Annotated in this window: 1 protein-coding gene; it reads right to left on the bottom strand. The window is 61.2% G+C overall.

Going from position 1 to position 250, the window contains the following annotated elements; translation table 11 throughout:
* Positions 1 to 250: hypothetical protein (locus tag SB659_RS20180; RefSeq protein ID WP_410551713.1), on the bottom strand; the 250-nt coding region annotated here is incomplete at both ends.

The following is a 250-nucleotide window of genomic DNA, read 5'->3' as shown; positions in this document are numbered from 1 at the left end:
GAATTCTTCCAGCACGCGGAAGGCATCGTCATCGAGCCTTGTTTCCGACAGCACCAGCTTTTCCCTGAGGCGGCGGGCAATATCGGCAGGCGAGCGGCTGGCATTGGTCGAATAGCCGGTCGCTTCCATCGTCTGATCGATATGGGCGATGAGCGCCTTGTCATCGCCGGCTGCAACGAGCCTGGCAATGTCGTCATCGAGGCCGGTGACGAATTGCGGGCTGACGAGGCTGGCCAGCAGCGCCTCAATC

It is taken from the genome of Arthrobacter sp. SIMBA_036, from assembly GCF_046535135.1.
Lineage (GTDB): Bacteria > Actinomycetota > Actinomycetes > Actinomycetales > Micrococcaceae > Arthrobacter.
This window is presented reverse-complemented; position numbering and strand designations above follow the sequence as displayed.